This is a genomic window from Clostridium sp. AF28-12 (genome assembly GCF_003435225.1).
GTDB lineage: Bacteria > Bacillota > Clostridia > Lachnospirales > Lachnospiraceae > Pilosibacter > Pilosibacter fragilis.
This window is the reverse complement of the sequence record NZ_QWGJ01000001.1, coordinates 60,938-76,677: the sequence shown is the minus strand read 5'-3', so window position 1 is coordinate 76,677 and position 15,740 is coordinate 60,938. Positions and strand designations below refer to the sequence as shown.

At 49.2% G+C, this 15,740-nt stretch carries 17 protein-coding genes; 6 read left to right on the top strand and 11 right to left on the bottom strand.

Annotation, left to right across the window (positions count from 1 at the left end):
- Positions 1-42: 42 nt before the first annotated feature.
- The 3 genes from DWY93_RS00350 to DWY93_RS00345 are packed head-to-tail and all read right to left on the bottom strand — an operon-like array spanning position 43 to position 1,338.
- On the bottom strand, positions 43-489 hold the full coding sequence (locus DWY93_RS00350) for a hypothetical protein (RefSeq protein WP_117469005.1): 447 nt from the start codon (positions 487-489) through the stop codon (positions 43-45).
- Entirely contained in the window at positions 446-622 is a 177-nt protein-coding gene (locus DWY93_RS17005; protein ID WP_165859933.1) for a hypothetical protein, read from the bottom strand. Before DWY93_RS17005 ends, DWY93_RS00350 begins: the two co-directional genes overlap by 44 nt.
- A gap of 17 nt (positions 623-639) precedes the next feature.
- On the bottom strand, positions 640-1,338 hold the full coding sequence (locus DWY93_RS00345; RefSeq protein ID WP_117469291.1) for an N-acetylmuramoyl-L-alanine amidase: 699 nt from the start codon (positions 1,336-1,338) through the stop codon (positions 640-642).
- Between the two features lie 252 nt (positions 1,339-1,590).
- Here DWY93_RS00345 and DWY93_RS00340 point away from each other — a divergent pair, with 252 nt between their 5' ends.
- From DWY93_RS00340 to DWY93_RS00325, 4 genes are all read left to right on the top strand, one after another.
- Positions 1,591-2,643, top strand: coding sequence for a beta-eliminating lyase-related protein (locus tag DWY93_RS00340; protein WP_117469004.1), 1,053 nt, complete (start codon positions 1,591-1,593; stop codon positions 2,641-2,643).
- A gap of 61 nt (positions 2,644-2,704) precedes the next feature.
- Positions 2,705-4,090 carry an amidohydrolase gene (locus DWY93_RS00335; RefSeq protein ID WP_181968458.1) on the top strand — a complete coding sequence of 462 codons (1,386 nt, stop codon included), beginning with the start codon at positions 2,705-2,707 and terminating at the stop codon, positions 4,088-4,090.
- Between the two features lie 239 nt (positions 4,091-4,329).
- A complete protein-coding gene (locus tag DWY93_RS00330; RefSeq protein ID WP_117471619.1) occupies positions 4,330-5,184 on the top strand; it encodes a tyrosine-type recombinase/integrase in 855 nt (284 codons plus the stop codon).
- A gap of 106 nt (positions 5,185-5,290) precedes the next feature.
- Positions 5,291-6,082 carry a tyrosine-type recombinase/integrase gene (locus DWY93_RS00325; protein ID WP_347465567.1) on the top strand — a complete coding sequence of 264 codons (792 nt, stop codon included), beginning with the start codon at positions 5,291-5,293 and terminating at the stop codon, positions 6,080-6,082.
- 27 nt (positions 6,083-6,109) lie between these two features.
- On the opposite strand, the gene DWY93_RS00320 is transcribed toward DWY93_RS00325, so the two are convergent.
- The 4 genes from DWY93_RS00320 to DWY93_RS00305 all read right to left on the bottom strand — a co-directional run bounded on the left by DWY93_RS00320 (position 6,110) and on the right by DWY93_RS00305 (position 10,587).
- On the bottom strand, positions 6,110-7,759 hold the full coding sequence (locus tag DWY93_RS00320) for a glycosyl hydrolase family 18 protein (protein ID WP_117469000.1): 1,650 nt from the start codon (positions 7,757-7,759) through the stop codon (positions 6,110-6,112).
- A 347-nt stretch (positions 7,760-8,106) separates the two neighbouring features.
- Entirely contained in the window at positions 8,107-8,406 is a 300-nt protein-coding gene (locus tag DWY93_RS00315; RefSeq protein ID WP_117469290.1) for a hypothetical protein, read from the bottom strand.
- 277 nt (positions 8,407-8,683) lie between these two features.
- A complete protein-coding gene (locus DWY93_RS00310) occupies positions 8,684-9,286 on the bottom strand; it encodes a hypothetical protein (protein WP_147324176.1) in 603 nt (200 codons plus the stop codon).
- A complete protein-coding gene (locus tag DWY93_RS00305; protein WP_181968457.1) occupies positions 9,235-10,587 on the bottom strand; it encodes a serine/threonine-protein kinase in 1,353 nt (450 codons plus the stop codon). The genes DWY93_RS00310 and DWY93_RS00305 overlap by 52 nt, the downstream gene beginning before the upstream one ends.
- Before the next feature lie 274 nt (positions 10,588-10,861).
- On the opposite strand from DWY93_RS00305, the gene DWY93_RS00300 reads away from it, so the two are divergent.
- On the top strand, positions 10,862-11,626 hold the full coding sequence (locus DWY93_RS00300; RefSeq protein ID WP_117468997.1) for an adaptor protein MecA: 765 nt from the start codon (positions 10,862-10,864) through the stop codon (positions 11,624-11,626).
- A 272-nt stretch (positions 11,627-11,898) separates the two neighbouring features.
- Here DWY93_RS00300 and DWY93_RS00295 read toward each other — a convergent pair whose 3' ends face one another.
- The gene (locus DWY93_RS00295) at positions 11,899-12,105 is read right to left on the bottom strand and encodes a DUF1858 domain-containing protein (protein WP_015552988.1); all 207 of its coding nucleotides are present in this window, start codon (positions 12,103-12,105) and stop codon (positions 11,899-11,901) included.
- Between the two features lie 474 nt (positions 12,106-12,579).
- Here DWY93_RS00295 and DWY93_RS00290 point away from each other — a divergent pair, with 474 nt between their 5' ends.
- Complete coding sequence (locus DWY93_RS00290; RefSeq protein ID WP_021905155.1) at positions 12,580-12,750, top strand: 4Fe-4S binding protein; 171 nt, start codon at positions 12,580-12,582, stop codon at positions 12,748-12,750.
- Positions 12,751-12,870: 120 nt separating this feature from the next.
- On the opposite strand, the gene DWY93_RS00285 is transcribed toward DWY93_RS00290, so the two are convergent.
- From DWY93_RS00285 to rplI, 3 genes are all read right to left on the bottom strand, one after another.
- Complete coding sequence (locus tag DWY93_RS00285; protein ID WP_117468996.1) at positions 12,871-13,536, bottom strand: helix-turn-helix domain-containing protein; 666 nt, start codon at positions 13,534-13,536, stop codon at positions 12,871-12,873.
- A gap of 241 nt (positions 13,537-13,777) precedes the next feature.
- Complete coding sequence (dnaB, locus tag DWY93_RS00280) at positions 13,778-15,118, bottom strand: replicative DNA helicase (RefSeq protein WP_021905152.1); 1,341 nt, start codon at positions 15,116-15,118, stop codon at positions 13,778-13,780.
- A 174-nt stretch (positions 15,119-15,292) separates the two neighbouring features.
- Complete coding sequence (rplI, locus tag DWY93_RS00275) at positions 15,293-15,739, bottom strand: 50S ribosomal protein L9 (protein ID WP_015552983.1); 447 nt, start codon at positions 15,737-15,739, stop codon at positions 15,293-15,295.
- Between the last annotated feature and the right edge of the window lies 1 nt (position 15,740).

Genomic DNA, 15,740 nt, shown 5'->3' with positions numbered 1-15,740 from the left:
ATAGTAAGATCCGCCGGAATATTCGTGTCTCCGGCGGATCTTTTATCCTTCCAGCCCAGATGAACGTACAGAACGTTTCTTTTTGCCTTCTGCCACCTGGAAAAACAGTTTTTCCGTATATCTCCGGGTAACTGCCTCCGATTCTGAAATTTTTCTGCCCAGATTTGTCTCTACCGCGTCGAATCGCTTAGGCACTGCGTCCATTTCTGCCCGCATCGCGCTCATATTCTTATCCATTCCATCCATCCTTGCAAGCATACGATCCAGTTTTTCATTTGTTTCAACCCATTTGGCATTCAGCTCCTGCATATGCCTTGTCATGCTGATACGATTCTTCTTTATTTCTGCACTCAGATTATTTTCCACCCTATCGATCTTTTCTCCTGTCCGCGCCTCCGATGCTACAATCTCCGCTCGCACCCGGCCTTCCGATGCAATAAACTTTTCATCCATAAGGTCTGAAATCTGTTTCATATCTTCTTTCGTCAAAGTATCCCTCCTTCATTTTTTTCGTCCCAATTGGTAAAAGAATCATAGCATATTGACCTTTTAAATGCCATATCGGATAGTTAAAAACAGGTGGACCTTTTTTGTATAATATGACGATTTTATTTCTCTTCATTTGTACATTTTCCTATCTCATTGCTTCTTATTCAGGTACTCCATGATCCCCATATGAATCGTATATGCCAGCTTATCCTGGTACTCCCCGCTGTTTAAAAGCGCTGCTTCCTTCCGGTTGCTTAAGAATCCGCACTCCACGATCACGATGGGACATTTCACATGCAGAAGGAGGTAGTAATTGGCATTCGCCTTCGGAAGTCTCCGGTTCTGGTCCCCCAGGACATAGTCAAACCGGTCCTGCAGGATCTTCGCCAGCGCCTTTCCCTTTGACGAATCCCGGTAATAGAATACCTGTCCGCCAGAGACGGATTCCTCGTGATAGCTGTTCTGGTGGATGCTGACCACAAGGTCCGCGCCGCTCTCCTCAATGATCTCACACCGTTTCTTCATGTCCGCCATCTTTTTCCGGCTGTCCGTTTCGGAATAAAGTCCCGTGTCCGTCTCCCGCGTCATAATGACCTTCACATCATCCTGTTCCAGGTACGTTTTCAACCGCTCCGCCACAGCCAGATTGATATCTTTCTCCAGGCTCCCGTCGACTCCAACCTTGCCGGGATCTGTTCCGCCGTGTCCGGCATCGACCACCACCACCGGTGTCTCTTTTATGTAGGCGTCACCGCTCCCCGTCACACGAATACTCCCATATTTCACCGCCATGACCACCATGGCGAGCAGGCATATGCCGAGAACCGGCTCTATCACTTTCTGCTTCATGCTCTGTTTCCCCGAAAATCCGCTCTTCATAATACTCTATTTCATGGGGGACCCGTTTATGTGCGGATTTTCCTGTCTCCGTTCAATCCAAAAAAGTTCTGGATTCTGGCTTCCGCTCTTATCGCCATCATCAGCTGAATCCCTATATTTCCCTCAGTGTTTTCAGATTTTTTCATACACTTTCCTGCATTGACACATCAATATGCCATCTGTATAATAGAGTCAGACAACACGAAAGGTCAGGTTTTTAACATGGCAAATGAAAAACTGAAATTCGTCTGCGATTACATGGAAGGCGCCCATCCGGCTATCATGAATGAGCTGCTCTCCACAAATATGATGCAGACTTCCGGGTACGGTCTCGACGAGTTCTCTGAATCTGCCCGGGATAAGATCCGCAAAGCCTGCGGTGCTCCAAATGCGGGAGTCTATCTCCTCGTGGGCGGAACCCAGACAAACGCTACCGTCATCGACGCGCTTCTCCGCTCCTATCAGGGCGTTCTCTGTGCGGAGACCGGTCACATCGCAGTCCATGAGGCCGGTGCCATCGAATTCGGCGGACATAAAGTGCTCCCGCTGCCCCATACATATGGAAAGATCACAGCTGCCCAGGTCACCTCTTATATGGACACCTTTTTATCTGATGATAACCATGAGCACATGGTCATGCCGGGCATGGTCTATATCTCCCAGCCGACGGAATACGGAACCCTGTATTCCCTGGAAGAACTGACCGCCCTCAGCGAGACATGCCGTAAGTACCATCTCCCGCTCTATGCGGACGGCGCCAGACTTGCCTACGCTCTCGCTTCCCCGGAAAATGACGTGACATTAAAGGATCTTGCGAAACTCTGCGATGTCTTCTACATCGGCGGAACGAAATGCGGAGCGCTCTTCGGCGAGGCGGTCGTAATCCCGGATCCGGCGCTGATCCCGCACTTTTTCACGATCATAAAGCAGCACGGAGCGCTCTTCGCGAAAGGCCGCATCCTGGGGATCCAGTTCGATACCCTGTTCACAGATGATCTGTACCTTCATATCGGGGAATCCGCCCTCGACTGCGCAGCCGCGATAAAATCCGCGTTAAAGGAAAACGGTTACCAGTTCTTCCTTGAGACTCCGACAAACCAGATCTTTATTATTCTGGAGGACGAAGTCCTGCACCGTCTGGAAGAGCAGGCGGAATTCAGCTTCTGGGAAAAATATGATGACTCCCATACCGTGATCCGGATCGCCACAAGCTGGGCGACAACGAAGGAACACACTGACGCGCTGATCGAGCTTTTAAAGATGAACCGGGCTTGACCTGATGCTCCCGTACAGCGCCTGGTTCCGTCCAATATTACATATTTCAGGAGGTATTTCCATGACAGACAGACAACAGCTGATCGTAAACAACGTAGATACCGTAAAACAGCTCATCCTCGACGCAGAGCGCTGGATCTGGGCTCATCCGCAGACCGGTTACACCGAGTGGCAGGCCCACGACTATCTCGCAGAGAAATACGAGGCACTTGGATACACACTCGTCAAAGCCGGAAACATTCCGGGCTTTTACACCGATGTTGAGACAGGAAAACCGGGACCAAAGGTAGCGATCTTCGGTGAACTGGATGCCCTCGATATCGCGAACCATCCGGAATCCGTAAATGGAATGACCCACTGCTGCGGACATAACGCCCAGTCCGCTGCACTTTTAGGAATCGCAGCCGCATTGAAACAGCCCCACGCCCTCGACGGTCTCTGCGGATCCATCCGCCTCGTTGTCGTTCCGGCCGAGGAGATGATCCAGCTTGCATTCCGTGAGGAACTCCGCCAGAAAGGCATCATCAAGTACAACGGCGGTAAGACCGAATTCATGTACCGTGGTCTCTTAGACGGCGTCGACATGGCCATGATGGTTCACGGCATGACAAAGGGATCCAGCGTTAACGAGGACGGAGATACCGACCTTGACTTTCAGGCACTGCTCGGAATGAACGGATGTATAGCGAAAAATATCCGCTACAAAGGAAAATCTGCCCATGCAGGCGGAGCTCCTCATATGGGAGTCAACGCGGAGTATGCCGCTATGCTGGGTCTCCAGGCATGCAACGACCTCCGTGAGACATTCCAGGAGAAAGATACGATCCGCTTCCATCCGATCCTCATGGGCGCAAACTGCGCCGTAAACATTATCCCGGATGAGATGAAGATCGAGAGTTATGTCCGTGGAAAATCCTTAGAGGCGATCAAACGCGAGAATATCAAGGTAAACCGTGCGCTGACCGGTGCCGCACTGTCTATGGGCGCAGGCGTTGAGCTGAGCGACCGCCCTGGTTACGCTCCGGAGTATCATGATCCGACATTCATGAAGCTGGCTGAGGACTGCTGCGTGGCACTTTGCGGAAGAAAGAAAGTTGTCTTCGACTACAACGGCTGGAGCACCGGTTCCTCCGATTTCGGCGATGTCACCTGCGTAATGCCGGGCGTGCAGATCAACGCAGGCGGCGCTGTCGGCACTCTCCATGGCATCGACTTCCAGATCACCGATCCGAACCGTATGTGCGTGAACGCGGCAAAGGTTCAGCTTTTCCTCGTAGATGCCCTGCTCTCCAACAATGCCGTGACCGCGAAAGAGATCATCGCCAACTACAAGCCGCAGTATCCGTCCATCAAGGCGTACCTTGACGCCATTGATGTGCTGACACTTGATAAGGATGCTGTTCGATATGATGAAAAGGGAAACGCGATTGTAGATTTCCAGAACTAAGCAACCCAATTTCCTTCCGGGCAGCGCAATGCCACCGAACATTTCCCAAAAGCATTGTCTGTTCATTTCCAATCATATACAGCTTATATAAACGTCCGTCGGAGATGTCCTATGTCTCCGACGGATTTTTTGCTTTTCCTCCTTCCTTTCCCCATCAACAACGTATTCTCCAGTTTTCTCTTGCTCTTTTTGTTTCCTGCGATAAAATACTTTCAAAAACAGAAAGGTATGATAATACTATGAGAAAAACTGCTCTTCCCACAGACCGTCTTTCTGAAACGGCCAGTCAAAAACTCTCCAGGTTCGAAGCGTGGCTGCTCCGGAATGGAAAATCTTACCAGACGATCCGTTCCTATCTCTATACTGCCAGGCATTTTCTTTCCCTGTACCCCGAAATCACACATGACAATCTGATGCTCTATAAATGCTATCTCATCGACAGGTACAAGCCCAACACCGTAAATTTGAGGATCCGCGCAATGAACTGTTTTATGGAATTTCTCGAGCTTCCTGACTCCAGGGTCCTTATGGTCCGCCTTCAACAGAAACCATTTCTGGAAAATGTGATCAGCCAGGCCGACTATGAGTACCTGAAAAAATGTCTTCTGCGTGACGGAAAGCCTACCTACTACTTTGCCGTGCGGATCATGGCCGCCACTGGCGTACGGATCAGCGAACTTCTCCAGATCCGTGTGGAAGATATGATCCGCGGTCAGATGGACCTGTACTCAAAAGGTGATAAGATCCGGCGGATCTACTTCCCGCAAAATGTCCAGGAGACCTGCCTGCTGTGGCTTCAAAACGAAAAGCGCACCAGCGGCAGCTTATTTTTAAACCGTTTCGGAAATCCGATCACCACAAACGGGATCCGGGATCAGCTTAAGGTTTTTGCACTTCGATACAATCTGGATCCATCTGTCGTACATCCCCATGCATTCCGGCATCTATTCGCAAAAAAATTTATAGAACAATGTGATGACATTGCGCTTCTGTCCGATATTCTTGGACATGAGAGCATTGAGACTACCCGCATTTACCTACATAAAAGCAGTACTGAACAGCAGGATCTCTTCAATCAGATCGTAAACTGGTAAAATTCCTGCTGCTCCGTTATTATTCAAAGGATATGTTATGAAAGAACTTCCAAAAGACCAGGAAAACCTGGCAGAATCATTTAGATCATATTTAAGAAAAAAGAATATGTCTGAAAATACCGGAGACGCGTATGGACGGACGATCAGGCAGCTTCTGTCCATCTATCCCATTCCAACCGAATCTCTTCTCCGGAAATACCGGAGTCTTCTGATTGCCAATTACCGCCCCGCAACGATCAATCAGCGGATCTACGCCGTAAATCATTTTCTTCTTTTCCTGGAGGAAGAACAGCCGGAACTCTATCCCGACCTCGCCAGTTTTCGACTCCATGCGGTAAAAATTTCCCGCGACACCTTCCAGGACTCCATTATCACAAACGAAGACTGTGAGACGCTCCAACGGAACCTGAAAGCAGAACACCACGACTTCTGGTATTTCATCGTCCGTTTTCTGGTGACCACCGGTGCCAGGGTCAGTGAGCTGGTGCAGATCAAGGCGGAACATTTAGCCTGCGGGTATCTTGATCTCTACTCCAAAGGTGGGAAGATCCGCCGCATCTACATCCCGGATTCCCTCTGTCAGGAGGCAAAAGCCTGGTGTGACCGCCGCGGTATCACCTCCGGCTTTCTTTTTGTGGGAAAAAATGGACGCCCCGTGACGACCAGAGGCATCCATTCCCAATTAAAACACTATGCAGTCCGGTATGGCATCGATCCTGATACCATGTACCCTCATTCTTTCCGCCACCGGTTCGCGAAGAATTTTCTGGCTCGCAGCAGCGATATCTCTCTATTGGCGGATCTTCTCGGGCATGAGAGCATCGAGACCACCCGCATCTACCTCACACGTTCCAGCAAGGAACAGAAACTCCTGCTGGACAAGATGGTGACCTGGTAGGTCCGGCGTAAATGCGCCATTATGATCTTAGTTCCACTGGATGGAATCCCACGCGGCAGAATCCTCAAACCCCAGTTTCCAGCACGCGACTCCCGCCAGATCGTTCTGACGGACCACGTTCATCTTTTCTTTCAAGGACCGCTCCTCCTCCATCCAGAGGAACCGAGCACCGTCATTTGTCTGTTTCTCGCCATAATATTGGGCGGTATCCGCCTGCCAGGTGAGTTCCACCTGGTTATTGTCTGCCCACTTCTTCGCATCCGCGATTCCCATCGCCTTGGAGGTGATGGATCCGTCCCCGGCTTCGATCCAGAGTCTCGTGTAGAACGGAACGGCATTGATCAGCTTCTCCTTCGGGACATCCTCGAGCATTCCGGAGATTCCATTCTTCACGTAGCTGATAGAGGACACAGAGCCCGGCTCGCCGCCCGCAAAGTGCTCATCATATCCCATCATAATCACATAATCCGCAACAATTCCCTGTTCTTTCAGGTTATAGAAGCTGTTGTATCTCGCCGGAACATAGTTGTCCACGGACAGGACAATACCTTTCTGGCGGCACGGGATCGATAATTCCCGGATAAATTCGATATAATGGACGCCCGCCTCTGTTTTCAGGCTCTCAAAATCAAGATTCAGACCATCCAGGTCATATTTTTCCGCATCCGCGATCAGGCTGTCGATCAGCCTGCGGCGGGTGGCGGTGGATGCTAACAGCGTCTCCGTCTGGACATCGGCACTGAAGTTATCGATCAGCGCCCATACCTGGATCCCCTTTGCATGGGCCTTCACCACATAATCTTTGCTCGCCAGTGACCTATAGTTTCCGTTGTTGTCTGTCAGGGAAAACCATGTCGGGGAGATCACGTTCATCCCTTTTGTCTTTGCCACAATGCTGTCAAAGGTATTGTTTCCGTCCTGGCTTGTTACCTGGTGCCAGCCGAGAACGATCTTTCCGCTCATGCTGGTATTCTTGTATACAGGAGCTGTGAAATTTCCGGAAAATTTCTGGCTCTCCGCGGCTGCCAGGCGCTTATTTTCCACATATCCGATATTTCCGTCGGAAGATGCGACCTTGGACCATTTCTCCATCGTATCGAGAACGGTCACCGTATCGTCCTCTGCGAGGTCTGTGAGGATCTTACTCTTTACGCCGCCTTTTACTCGCAGACTTCCAGCCTTTTTCACCCGCGCTATATTTCTTGTTCCCCAGTCATTGATCAGGACACGTCTTCCATCCCCGGAGTCAAAGGTCTGGATCTGCACATCCGTATAGTTTGCGATCAAACCCAGCGTCAGATAGACCTCATCATCTTTTACAAGAAGCAGCGGAGCGCCGTTGGCCCCCTTTGTCTCCGCGTCCGCATAGACGATCTGGTCCGGGAGCGCGTATACGAGAAGGTCTTCCGTGCTGTCCCAGTAGAACCGCTCATTAATGTGGTCATTCACCCAGGAGACCGGCAGATACGTCTGTCCATTTTCATAGATTCCTGTCTGCTCCTGCCGCTCATAGTTATAGAGGATCGCGGTCTCATCCCCGGACACATCATAGACTTCCGCGAGATCCGCCCGCTCTTTCGTCGGCATATACCGGTCCAGTACCTGGAAACCGACAAATCCCACGGCGATCAGGATGATCAGACCGACAGCAACCAATACAGGAACTACTTTTCTCATTCGTTATCACTCTTTCCGCACGCCGGTTCCCAGAACTCTGCGTTCATTTCCGTCTCTCACCGGCGGCATGCTGAATCGTTATTTATTACGGATGATCCGGCAAGGTATACACAGATCGTATACTTTGCCGGATCTTCAAGATAGCTTAAGTATACCACAACGCGGAATGTCTGTCTGTTAACTTTTTGTAACGAATTGTTGTCAGCAGTCTTACGAATCATCTGGCAGAACGATCCCCCAGCTGTTGAATCTATATTACTTCGTACATATAACCTGGTTCATTTCCGTGCGATTTACTGCTATCCAGTACCGCCAGATCCATTCTATTCGGTATCCTCCGTCTTTCCTTATTTTCTCGTTCTTCTCCTCCGACCTTTCGTCTCCATGATATCCGCTTCGCTTAGATAGACCTTATCAAACCGTATCTCCTTCAGACCGCCGCCTTCCGCCTGGACATAATCTCCCATATAGAACATTCCATCCTCACGAACTTCAAACAGTTTCTCCCATTCTCTCTGCCCGGAAAGTTTTCCGTCCATGTAGATCGGGATTCCTTTTTCCGTGTACCGCTTAAGTCCATTCAGATAGCGCGTCATCTCCTCGACACTTCGATTTTCCGAGTCATACGTTCCGCTTGCTGTTTCCATACCCATATACACCTTTCTTTTCTTCGTGCCGCATATCTATGGCATGCACGGTCTTATCGATGCTCTTCATTGAACGTTCTCCCTCTGCGCTGTCGATTTTAAGTTATTAAATGCCTCTGTTCCCGGCTTTTCCGCGATGACTGAAGAAGGTTATACTGTGACATGTTTTTCCCCGCTGCTGTATTCTTAGCCGGTCAGATCTCATTTATTGTGACATTTCTGAGTATCAGGCTTTTCCCTTTATAACGGTTAGGGAAATCGTCCTTTTATGTCATTTTTACAGGATACGCTGAAAAAATTCCCCGCACTCCTTCGTGACCAAGAAGGCATCCGCTGAAAACGGAATCCGTTCTGCATTGATCCGAAATCTTCTCGAGAATTCTCTTCTGGTCTCCTCGCTTCCAAATACCGCGAGACTCTGCCAGCTTTTTTTCTGTTTCGCTCTCTGTTCCATCTCGAATTCCCGGAAACTCTCCTGCTGCCACTCCGTAAAGGAACCCACCAGGAACTTTTTATCGCATCTCCAATATAATTCGTTTGCGCCATCTTTGACCGATCCGAAATCGATCAGGATATCGTCATATCCCCTCTGAAGCACCTCCTTCACAGCCTCCGGCCCTGCATACTTATAATAATCCGCATCCAGTACCCTGTATGGATTTTTCTGTCCCATCTGCCCCGTGCAGACGTATTCAAGCTTTTCTAAGTCCCCCGACTCATTAAATTCCAGCAGTATGGCTTTCCTTCTGAGGTATCCCGCGAGATAGTTTGTCAGCATGATCGAAAAATGGGTGCACCCCACCCCGGTATTGCTCCCAGCGATTCCGATCATTCTGCATCGCTTCTCCTGAGTCTCTGTGATAATTTTTTTCTTTTCCATCTGGTTTCCCCTGTACCATCGTTCCATAGATCCCGGTAACAGGTGTTGGCAGCTTTATCTTCTCTGAATGGATTTGAAAAGAACGGAAGAAAGAAATAATGAATATCAGATAAAACTTTTGGAAGTTTCAGACGTGCTTTTTTCTCCATATGATTGAAGAGCAGGATTACATTCCCACGGCTTTTTAAGATCTTCGCCGCATTCACAGTCCTGTCGATCTCCCACCATTTTCCCCCGCATACAAGAACATAAAAATCTGCTTCCGGAAGTTTCTCTTCCGGGCGGATCACTCCCACATCCTTTATGATTACTGGAAAATAAAGATATGGCAGCTTCACAGCATCGCCATAATAAGGCCGGATGCTTCCGCATCCGATTCGATATACGCCGGTCCGGTCCGTTTTGATTCCCATATTTTTCGCAAGTGTGCGAACCGCAGACGTATCATAAGCTTCCTGATATAAAGCCGGACACCCATTCCGGGTCAGAAAATGAGACATTCCGAGAGCCGCATGGGTTGTTCCAATCCCCGCTGCCGCCCCGGCAAAAACAACGATTCGAGATTCTGCTGCCTGTTCCTTCAGTTGATTTTGCAGCTCCTGCAGCGTTTCCTGCAGTTCATCCGCACTCTGGTAACGCGCTTCTTTCTCCTTTTCCATACACCCGCGGATGATCCGGTCAAACATCCTATATTCCGGTTCATTCCTGTATTCCGGAACACTTCCCGGCGCATCCCCACGGCTCATAAAGTAGAGCAGCGCACCGATCGCGTACACGTCCGTCCGGCAGTCCAGTGGTTCCCCTGTGTACTGTTCCGGTGCCGCAAAACCGATCGTTCCGTACCGCTCACCAAACGCAGCGGCATCTGACGCGTATTGTGCATGATCAAAATCCGTCAGACGAAGGACTCCATTGCACACCAGCAGATTTTTGGGCTGCAAGTCTAAATATAAAATAGGATTTTCTGCTGAATTCATAAACTGAATGATACGGCAGATCTGTATTCCAAGATCAGCTGCCGCCTTAACCGACAAGCTGCCCAGGCGTTTTACCAGGGCATATAAAGATTCGCCTTCCAGATATTCTTCGATCAGATAACTGTATCCGGTATCTTCCTCCACATCGTAGACGATGGGGATTCCCGGATGTCTCAGTGTTTTCAGAAAAAGTGCTTCTTTTCTAAAAGTATCATAATCCGCCAGGGATTTCGGGACTACTTTTACCGCCCTGTATTCTTCCAGCTCAACGTGATACGCCAGATATACAGTACCGGATCGCCCGTTTCCCAGCTCTCTGCACAACCGATACTTGCCAAACAGAACGCGCTCGATAAACCATCACACCTCCTTCCGGCAACACAACCTCTTGCGACTATTCTAATATACACACTCCCGCTTCAGACCATCTTGTAGATGTCAAACTGATTAAATTTTAATAAATTTCCCTCATACGATTGCAAAAGCTGAATAGGATATAGTATATTATAGATGTAAAAATGCGGTTTTCTGCCCTCTTATAATGGGAATTACAGCATACCGCGAATATTTTGATTTTAACCAGACAGGAAGTGATCCTATGAAAATAGAACGTATCAATGAAAACCAGATCCGCTGCACCCTCAGCAACTTTGACCTGAGTGTCCGGAATATGAATCTCGGCGAGCTGGCCTATGGAACCGAGAAAGCCCGTAATCTTTTCCGCGAGATGATCCAGCGCGCCGCAAATGAGGTCGGTTTCGAGGCCGAGGATATCCCGCTTATGGTCGAGGCGATCCCGATGGCGAACGAGAGTGTTATGCTGATCATCACGAAGATGGAAGATCCAGAGGAACTGGATACCCGGTTCTCCAAGTTCTCACCGGAAGAGGACGAGAATGATAACGGATGGGGAAATCTCACCGCGGAAGTGCTGGAAGGCGCTGACGGCCTGATCAATATCCTGACCCAGAGCGGAATTTTAAAGCCGGAGGGAGAAAAAGCTCCTGCGGCACCAGCTGCAACGGCAAATGGACCGCAGGGAAAGGAAGAGTCGAAGAATCCGGCTCAGTTTACAAGGATCTACCAGTTTTCTTCCCTCGATCTCGTCTGTGAAGCCGCACGGCAGACCGGTGCTGTTTTTAAAGGAAACAGTGTTCTCTACAAGAATCCGGAAAATGGGGTCTTCTACCTGATCCTCAAGAAGGAAAATGACAGTGAGAGTTCCTTCAACAGAGTCTGCAATACTCTCTCCGAATACGGAACAAGGTTAAAGGGCGATGCCGCTGCGTCCGGCGCTTACTATGCGGAACATTATGATGTGATCGTAAAGAAGGACGCGCTGAAGGTGCTGCAGAACTTATAATCTGACTTCCCAATTGATCAATATTTAAATAGAGCATCTGTAAAGAGCTGCATTCCACAGATTTATACAGATGCTTTTTTATGTGCAAAGTCTGTTTCCAAAATGTCCCCTTGTTTTTTCAACATACAGAATTTTTATGGCACATTGCTCCATATATGTCAAAATGGAAAAAGGACTGCAGCCGGGAAAATTCTCCTGACCGCAGTCCTTCTTACATTCTCCGACCTTTCGCACAGTCAGCAAACCAAAACTCTCTCGAGCGGTCACATACATTACTGCTGCTTCTGAGCCAGATACTCGTTAATTACACTTACAAGTTTTTCTACCGGAATTCCGTGAACCATGCAAGCCTCTTCCAGAGACTCCATCTGAGAAGACGGGCATCCGATGCAGTGCATTCCAGCGCCCATTAAAATCTGAGCCATATTCTCATCAACCTGAAGAAGCTCACCAATGAGCATTTCTTTTGAAATCTGCATGATAAATCCTCCTTTCACCTTCGAAATCTGCTGAGGGCAATTTTCTACGATTGTTTCTGGCATAACGGACATATCGCCGCATTTGCCAGCATATCGAGAGTATAATACTTTTTTCGTTTCTTGGCAAGGTGGTTTTACAAAATCTGCTGGTACAGCCTCATCATGCAGTTACAGTACACGGGCACTCCATACCCGCGTACAGTAACCATCATGCATTCCTGTATGATATGGTATTTCCAGTTTAGAAAATGCCTGTCCGCCTATGTTGACCATCATGAAATGCTTTCAGCTGAATGACAGCGGGTTGATTTTTGTCTGCAAAGGTAAGAATAGACTAACTCGAGTTGTGACTGTCTAACCGCATGTTTACTGGATTTTTGTTCCTCATTAGGTACATTTTTTCACAATTTTCCCCTTGAATAATTTAACCGTTTATTATAGAATGAAAGAAATAAATAAAGGAGGTATTTTGTCATGGCATATGTAATTAGCGATAGCTGCGTTAGCTGCGGTACTTGTGCTGGTGAATGTCCGGTAAACGCTATTTCTCAGGGAGATGGACAGTACGTAATCGACGCTGATACTTGCATCAGCTGCGGTACTTGTGCTGGTGTCTGTCCGACAGGCGCAATCAACGAGGGTTGATCACAAACGCAAACCAATACATAAAAGCCGTTGTTCTATTCGAACAGCGGCTTTTTGATTTCTGTGGATTCTGATCCAGAATCCGGATCTTCGCGAAAGGAGTTCTCATTGTTGCTCTCATCAAAGCTTATTCCCATTTCTCCCAAACTTTCTCTTTCTGAAGATCGACGGCAAAAACGGCGCTTTCGCCGCCGCAGCTTCCGCCCTCCCTTTATTCTCCTTCTGATAAAGCCGGATCGTCTCATCCAGCTGCCGGAACCGCTCTTCGTCCCGCTCATCTGCCACCCGCATCAGGTAATCGATCTCCTTTAACACTTTATCGTTCACCATCCGGCTGATATCCTGGCTCAGCTTCTCGTTGTTCTCCTCGATAGCCTGTCCGATCATCTGGGTAAGAAACTCCCTGAACTGCTCCGCTTTTTCCCGGTTCATGAGTTCCGCGGCTTCCCCCGGATCCAGCTTTTCCAGATCTCTCTTCTCCTGCTCCGTACATTCCTTCAATGCCGTCATAACATCCTCCTCAAGAACATCCGTGGGCGCCACCGATTCCCCCTCCGCGTCCAGCGTTTTCGCCAGCGCTGTCTTGATCGCCTTTAACTGATACCCCTTTTCCTTCAATTCCTTGATCTGTTTAAAAAGACGGATATGAAAATCCGTATAATACCGATGTCCCATCTCGTTGCGAGGAATGTTCATCTCCAGTTCCTCCTCCCAGTACCGAAGTACATGAGATTCCACATCAACCTTTTTCGAGGCATCGGAGATCAGATAATGTGTTTCTGACATGGTCGTCCTCTTCCTTTCACATGATTTTCGTCACAGTTCGAAATTTCTGCCATGAACCGCAACGATTGTTCGACTCTGTTTGATCCAGTTTCTCAGCATGTCCACAGACTGCCGCATGCCTGCAAAACCGTTATCAGATTGCTAATAATATATGTGAAGCCACCCCTTAATATGACAAGAGCGCCCGCCTCCGATGAAATTTCTTCAAATTCCATTCGAAAGCAGGCGCTTGACCATGCATTTACTGCTGCTCTTTCGCAATATTCACAAACCGGGTCAGTTCCGGTTTCCAACCAAGATATACGGTTCCGATCGGGCCGTTACGCTGTTTCGCGATAATAACCTCCGCTGTGTTCGGGTTATCCGTATCCTTATTATAATAATCGTCACGGTACAGGAACATAACAACGTCGGCATCCTGCTCGATGGCTCCGGACTCACGAAGGTCTGAAAGCATCGGCCTGTGATCCGTTCTCGTCTCGCAGGCACGGGAAAGCTGGGACAGGGCGATCACCGGGACGCTCAGTTCTCTCGCGATCGCCTTTAAGGATCTTGAGATCTCGGAAATCTCCTGCTGACGGTTGTCTCCGTTCTTTCCGCTGCCCGACATTAACTGCAGGTAGTCGATCATAACGAGGTCGAGGCCATGTTCCAGCTTAACCTTCCGGCATTTGGAACGAAGTTCCATGATGGAAATACCCGGCGTATCGTCAATCACAAGCTTGGAGCTTCCGATCGTACCGATTCCTTCCACGACAGCGTCCCAGTCCGCATCCGTCAGGGTACCGGTACGGAGCTTCTGGGAATCCACGTTGGACTCCATGGACAGCATACGGTTTACCAACTGCTCCTTCGACATCTCCAGACTGAAGATCAGGCAGGTCTTCTGTCTCCGGACCGCGATATAATCAGTAATATTTAACACGAACGCCGTCTTACCCATAGACGGACGGGCAGCGATCAGGATCAGATCCGAAGGCTGGAGTCCGGACATCCGGTAATCCAGGTCGATAAATCCCGTCGGAAGACCCGTTACCGTGGATTTTGAGCGGGTCGCCTGCTCGATCTTATCAAGGACGTTCAGCGCGACCTGACGGATCGGCACGAAATCGCCGGAAGCGCGGCTTTCTAACAGGTTGAAGATCTGCTTCTCCGTGTCAGCCAGGATCACTTCAAGGCTGTCCTTTCCGGAATAACAGTTGTTGGCGATCTCCTCGTTGATTCTGATCAGGCGGCGGAGAACCGCCTTTTCATGGACGATCGTGGCATAGGAGCGCACATTCGCGGAAGTCGGAACCGTTGCCAGGATGTCGCGGACAAAATCCAGACTGCACACCTCCGGCGGGACATCCTTTTCCTTCAGCCTGTCCTGAAGCGTGACCAGATCCACCGGTTTTCCCTCATTGAACAGCTCCACCATCGTATCAAACATGATCCCGTACTGACGCTGATAAAAGTCGTCCGCGACCACGATCTCCGATGCCGCGATGATCGCGTCCCTGTCCATCAGCATGGAACCGATCACCGACTGCTCCGCCTCAACGCTGTGCGGCAAAACCCTTTTTACTAACGCTTCTTCCATCTGTCCGATTTCCTCTCTGTACGTCTCTGTCTATAACTTCGCACGGCTTCTGCATATATTTCTGCAGAAGCCGTTTTCTTTCTTACTTTGCAGGCCGGAACCTCTACCTGGTTTCCTGCCCTGAATTAAAACTGCTGCTGTCCGCGTATTGCGCACGCGGCAGGCATTCAGTCTTTACGCCTCAACGACCTTCACGCTGAGTCTTGCTGTTACTTCCTTGTGGAGCTTGATCGGAACCTCAAAGCTTCCGATGCTCTTGATCGGCTCCGGCAGAACCATCTTTTTCTTATCGATATCAAGCTTTAACTGATCCTTCGCCGCCTTCGCGATCTCCTTTGTGGAGACGGAACCGAACGCGCGTCCGCCCTCGCCGGCTTTGATCGAAACGGTTACGGACATCTTATCGATCTCCTCCGCAAGCTTCTTAGCCTCCGCAAGCTGCTCTGCCGCAACCTTCTCCGCGTTTGCTTTCTGGAGCTTTAAATCGTTTAAGTTCTTGGATGTCGCCTCAACACCAAGCTTTTTCGGAAGGATAAAGTTTCTCGCATATCCGTCATTTACCTTTACGACCTGGCCCTTTTTTCCAAGTGCCTTCACATCCTCTAATAATACAACTTCCATC

What these genes read in the sequence shown, in the direction of transcription:
- DWY93_RS17005 (WP_165859933.1), bottom strand. Translation starts at nt 622, where the DNA reads ATGAAGAGAAATAAAATCGTCATATTATACAAAAAAGGTCCACCTGTT.
- DWY93_RS00345 (WP_117469291.1), bottom strand. Translation starts at nt 1,338, where the DNA reads ATGAAGCAGAAAGTGATAGAGCCGGTTCTCGGCATATGCCTGCTCGCC.
- DWY93_RS00340 (WP_117469004.1), top strand. Translation starts at nt 1,591, where the DNA reads ATGGCAAATGAAAAACTGAAATTCGTCTGCGATTACATGGAAGGCGCC.
- DWY93_RS00335 (WP_181968458.1), top strand. Translation starts at nt 2,705, where the DNA reads ATGACAGACAGACAACAGCTGATCGTAAACAACGTAGATACCGTAAAA.
- DWY93_RS00330 (WP_117471619.1), top strand. Translation starts at nt 4,330, where the DNA reads ATGAGAAAAACTGCTCTTCCCACAGACCGTCTTTCTGAAACGGCCAGT.
- DWY93_RS00325 (WP_347465567.1), top strand. Translation starts at nt 5,291, where the DNA reads ATGTCTGAAAATACCGGAGACGCGTATGGACGGACGATCAGGCAGCTT.
- DWY93_RS00320 (WP_117469000.1), bottom strand. Translation starts at nt 7,759, where the DNA reads ATGAGAAAAGTAGTTCCTGTATTGGTTGCTGTCGGTCTGATCATCCTG.
- DWY93_RS00315 (WP_117469290.1), bottom strand. Translation starts at nt 8,406, where the DNA reads ATGGAAACAGCAAGCGGAACGTATGACTCGGAAAATCGAAGTGTCGAG.
- DWY93_RS00310 (WP_147324176.1), bottom strand. Translation starts at nt 9,286, where the DNA reads ATGGAAAAGAAAAAAATTATCACAGAGACTCAGGAGAAGCGATGCAGA.
- DWY93_RS00300 (WP_117468997.1), top strand. Translation starts at nt 10,862, where the DNA reads ATGAAAATAGAACGTATCAATGAAAACCAGATCCGCTGCACCCTCAGC.
- DWY93_RS00295 (WP_015552988.1), bottom strand. Translation starts at nt 12,105, where the DNA reads ATGCAGATTTCAAAAGAAATGCTCATTGGTGAGCTTCTTCAGGTTGAT.
- DWY93_RS00290 (WP_021905155.1), top strand. Translation starts at nt 12,580, where the DNA reads ATGGCATATGTAATTAGCGATAGCTGCGTTAGCTGCGGTACTTGTGCT.
- DWY93_RS00285 (WP_117468996.1), bottom strand. Translation starts at nt 13,536, where the DNA reads ATGTCAGAAACACATTATCTGATCTCCGATGCCTCGAAAAAGGTTGAT.
- dnaB (WP_021905152.1), bottom strand. Translation starts at nt 15,118, where the DNA reads ATGGAAGAAGCGTTAGTAAAAAGGGTTTTGCCGCACAGCGTTGAGGCG.
- rplI (WP_015552983.1), bottom strand. Translation starts at nt 15,739, where the DNA reads ATGGAAGTTGTATTATTAGAGGATGTGAAGGCACTTGGAAAAAAGGGC.